General features: G+C 69.7%; 6 protein-coding genes. 4 read left to right on the forward strand and 2 right to left on the reverse strand.

Annotated elements, in window-relative coordinates:
* A partial coding sequence (locus DSP71_RS23425) for an OST-HTH/LOTUS domain-containing protein (protein ID WP_258546338.1) occupies nt 1–414 on the forward strand: 414 nt, incomplete at its 5' end.
* A 65-nt stretch (nt 415–479) separates the two neighbouring features.
* On the opposite strand, the gene DSP71_RS08510 is transcribed toward DSP71_RS23425, so the two are convergent.
* Together DSP71_RS08510 and DSP71_RS08515 are read right to left on the reverse strand one after the other, a co-directional pair.
* Entirely contained in the window at nt 480–1,604 is a 1,125-nt protein-coding gene (locus DSP71_RS08510; protein WP_113680855.1) for a Gfo/Idh/MocA family protein, read from the reverse strand.
* A complete protein-coding gene (locus DSP71_RS08515) occupies nt 1,604–2,410 on the reverse strand; it encodes a sugar phosphate isomerase/epimerase (protein ID WP_061018261.1) in 807 nt (268 codons plus the stop codon). The genes DSP71_RS08510 and DSP71_RS08515 overlap by 1 nt, the downstream gene beginning before the upstream one ends.
* Before the next feature lie 108 nt (nt 2,411–2,518).
* On the opposite strand from DSP71_RS08515, the gene DSP71_RS08520 reads away from it, so the two are divergent.
* The 3 genes from DSP71_RS08520 to DSP71_RS08530 all read left to right on the forward strand — a co-directional run.
* Entirely contained in the window at nt 2,519–3,136 is a 618-nt protein-coding gene (locus DSP71_RS08520; protein ID WP_113680856.1) for a TetR/AcrR family transcriptional regulator, read from the forward strand.
* 53 nt (nt 3,137–3,189) lie between these two features.
* A complete protein-coding gene (locus DSP71_RS08525) occupies nt 3,190–3,822 on the forward strand; it encodes a DUF4166 domain-containing protein (RefSeq protein WP_113680857.1) in 633 nt (210 codons plus the stop codon).
* Nucleotides 3,819–4,058 (forward strand): NAD-dependent epimerase/dehydratase family protein (locus DSP71_RS08530; RefSeq protein WP_113680858.1); only part of this gene is annotated, 240 nt, incomplete at its 3' end. The genes DSP71_RS08525 and DSP71_RS08530, both read left to right, overlap by 4 nt.

Here is a 4,058-nt window from a genome sequence, read left to right on the forward strand (position 1 = left end):
GTCGCCGCCGCCGCGGCCACTCCCGCGGTCGAGGCGCCGACGCCGGTGGCGGAGGCGGAGGCTGTCGCCGAGACGGTGACGGAGACCGCCTCGAAGCCGAAGGCCGCCTCGAAGCGATCGCGATCCAAGGCCGCCCCGAAGGCGGAGGAAGTGCGGGTCGAGGACAAGGTCGACGATCAGGAGGTGGCGACGCAGCTGCTGGAGCGCGCGCTCCGTCTGGGGCACGACAAGGCCGACGCCGACGAGTGGCTGCACAGCTCCGCGGTCAAGACGCATATGCGTCGCATGGACCCGTCGTTCAGCGAGAAGGCACTCGGCTACCGGTCGTTCTCCGACTTCCTGAAGTCCCGCGACGACATCGCGGAACTCGAGGAGACCGGGCACGAGCGTCTCGTCCGCCTGCTCGAGCCCTGAGAGTGGTCCGCGACGTGGCGGCCAGGACGCGGTGATCCGCTCCTGGCCGCCACGTACGGCCGGTGTCAGAGCGTGGCTTCGAACGGGTCGAAGTCCGCGGCGATCGACCCCACCTGATCGAGGGTGCTCTCGACCTCGACGAAGCTCCGCGCCTCGGCGGCCTCCTCGATCGAGAGTAGGGTGTCGAGCACGTGGTAGCCGAACTCGCCGGTGGCGACGTGTGGACGCCCCGCGGCGATCGCCCGCGCCATGTCGAGCAGCCCGACGCCGCGGCCGGACAGCACGCCCTCCTGCTCGACGTCGATGATCTCCTGCTGCACGGGCTCCGGCGGGATGAACAGACGTGTGAGCGGACGGGTGATCGAGATCGCGCCGCCGAACGTGTTCGGGTCCGGGATCACGATCGTGCCCTCGGTGCCGGTGATCTCGACGATGCCCTGGCGGACGACGGGTGAGTCGGTGCTGTACAGGCTCTGCGCCTGCCCGCCCTCCTCGAACGCCATCAGCACGCTGAGCGTCGAGGGGATCTCGACCGGGAACTCCTGGCCTGCGAGTTCACCGACCTGCACCTGGCGCGTGGGAGAGCCCTGCAGTCCGAGTGCTGCGACCGAGGCGACAGGCCCGAACACGTGCACGAGGGCCGACACGTAGTACGGCCCCATGTCGAGCAGCGGTCCGCCGCCCTTGGCGTAGAGGAACGCGGGATTCGGGTGGAAGATCTCCGGTCCCGACCACTGGAACGTGGTCTGCGCGAACAGCGGACGCCCGATGTCTCCGCGCGCGATCGCTCGCTTCGCCGTCTGCACGCCAGGACCGAGGACGGTGTCGGGGGCGACGCCGACGCGCAGGCCCGCCGCGTCCGCCTTCTGCAGCAGGCCGCGGGACTCCTCACGGCTCACACCGATCGGCTTCTCGGTCCAGACGTGCTTCCCCGCCGCGATGATCGCCTCGGAGACCTCCACGTGCACGGCTGGGATCGTGAGATTCACGACGATGTCGATCTCCGGATCCTGGAGCACCGTGTCGACACCGCCGGCACGAGGCACGCCGTACTTCTCGGCCTGCGCTTTGGCGCGCTCCTCGAGCAAGTCGCCGATCGCGACGACGCGCACATCGGGGAACGTCGTGAGGTTGGACAGGTACTGGTCGCTGATGTTCCCGGCACCGATGATGCCGACGCCCACCGCCATCAGGCCGCCACCTTCTCGTCGAGGTAGACCCGGCTGCGCTCGACGGCGTCGAACAGGTCGCCCTCGTAGTGGTCGAACTCGACGATCGCGAGCTCCAGCGCCGGTGCTGCGGTGATGGCCTCGATCAGCGGGACGTTACCCTCACCGGCGGCCACCTGATCGGCGGGCGGATACGCTCCCGCGAGTGCGGGGTCGAGTGTGCCGTCCTTCGCGTGCACGGCGATCACCCGACTGCCCAGACGCTCCAGCAGCGCGACGGGATCGACGCCGCCACGGGCCACCCAGTACAGGTCGACCTCGAGCACGACGCGGTCGTCGAGCAGCCCGGCGAGGACCTCCAGGCCGGTGACGCCGTCGAACACGGCCTCCAGCTCGTGGGCGTGGTTGTGGTATCCGACCCGCACACCGACGGCCGCACCGATCTCCGCGGCCTCGTTGAGCAGTCGCGCCGTCTCCTCGATCTGCTCGATCGACTCCCAACGCGCCGGTTCGGTGTAGGGGTCGATGACCGTGTCCATGCCGAGCACCTTCGCCGCGGCGAAGACCTCAGCCGGGGAGGGGACGGGCACCGTGGTGCCGCTGCCGTCGGGGTTGACGAACGACGGCGACGCCAGGAAGGCGTGTCCGGAGGGGGCGACCAGACCGGCGGCGGTGAGCGCGGCTGCGAGGGGCTCGGCGCGGCGCACGAAGTCGTACGGCTCGACGGCCGTGAAACCGCGGGCTGCCACCGCCTGCAGGGAGGATTCGAGGTCGGCCTCCAGCTCGTCCTTGATGGTGAACAGCTGCAGGGAAGTCCGAATCGTCATCGGTCGTGCTCCTTCGGTCATCGGTGACGTTGCGGGACCGGTGTCCCGTTCAGGCACGCTATCACCAAATACCTCCACGCGGAAGTTTTAAATCGCTAGACTGCCCTCATGCCTCTCGACACCCCCGAACCCCCGGAGCCCCCACGGCAGCGCGGGGCCTACGCGAAGGGGATCGCCCGTCGGCAGGAGATCCTCGACCGCGCCATCGAGGTGTTCGCCGAACGTGGCGCCGACCGCACGAGCCTGCGGGCCATCGCGCGCGAGGTCGGGGTCACGCACGCGGCTCTCACCCACTACTTCGGCTCCCTGGAGGAGCTCCTCGTCGCGGTGTACGAGGAGAGCACCGTACCGTCGCGCCAACCGAGCTCTCCCCCGCCCGACGCGACGCCGGTGGAGATGATGATCGAGTCCGCGCGGCTCAACCGTGCGATACCCGGTCTCGTGCAGCTGTACTCGACGCTCGTCGCCACGGCGCTCGAGGAGGGCCATCCGGCGGCGCGCACGTTCGCCACCGGTCGCTTCACGCGCCTCCGCGCCCGACTCGCCGACGTCGTCCGACGCCAGCAGGAGGAGGGGAGGATCCGCGACGACCTCGACGCCGATGCGGTCGCAGCCCTGGTGGTGGCGGCGTCCGACGGCCTGCAGACGCAGTGGCTGCTCGACGAGACCGCTCCTCAGCACGAGGCGCTCGCCCTGCTCGATCGACTGCTGCGACCAGGAGCCTGACGACGGGTGGACCGCAGTGCGGGGCGACGCGAAGCCGAGGCTAGGCTCGAACCGTGACGCCCGTGCCGCAGTCCCCGTACGCCAGAGCACTCGGCGAGCGCATGGCCGACCTTCACCCCCGACTGCGCCTGTACTTCGCACCGATCCCGGACGGAGCGACCGGCATCGGCGAGGGGGTGTTCGAGCGAGTGGGCACTCCGCGTCGATGGCTGTGGCCCTTCCTCCGGGTCCTCGAACGACGCGGCGTGGTCGCCGCGGGGTGGGAGCGAGAGGTGCCGTTCCGGGTCGAGAACCGCTCCATCGCGTCCAGAGCGCTCAGTGAGCGGACCTTCTTCTTCGGCCGTGGCACGTGGACCATGCGAGACGCCGTCGCACTCACCCGCCATGGCCGCGTCGTCGACGAGCTCGGCGAACCGGGCCTCCTCGCCGCCTGCTTCGACGTCGAGGTACGTCAGGGCGCACTGCATCTGAGGAGCCGAGCCGTCGGACTTCGCTTCGGTCGCCTCCGGGTGCGGATCCCCCGGCCCGTGGCACCTGTCATCCGCCTCACCGAGCGCTTCGACGACGACCTCGATCGGCAGCGCATGGCCCTGACCGTCGATGCGCCGTTCCTCGGCCGCCTGTACGAGTATCGGGGAGAGTTCGCCTATCGCATCCAGCATCACGAGAAGGAGCAGACCGCATGAGCACAGGACGGGTCGTCATCGGCGGTTCCACCGGGTTCATGGGGCGCTTCCTCGTGCCCCGGTTCCGCGCGGAGGGGCGCGAGGTCGTCACGATCTCGCGTTCAGGCGCCGACATCCGCTGGGGCGATCAGGTGGAGATCGATCGCGCAGTCGACGGTGCCGCCCTCGTGATCGGATTGGCCGGCAAGAGCGTCAACTGCCGTTACACCCCAGAGAACCGGGCGGAGATCTTCCGC

Source organism: Microbacterium sp. H6 (assembly GCF_003314775.1).
Taxonomy (GTDB): domain Bacteria; phylum Actinomycetota; class Actinomycetes; order Actinomycetales; family Microbacteriaceae; genus Microbacterium; species Microbacterium oxydans.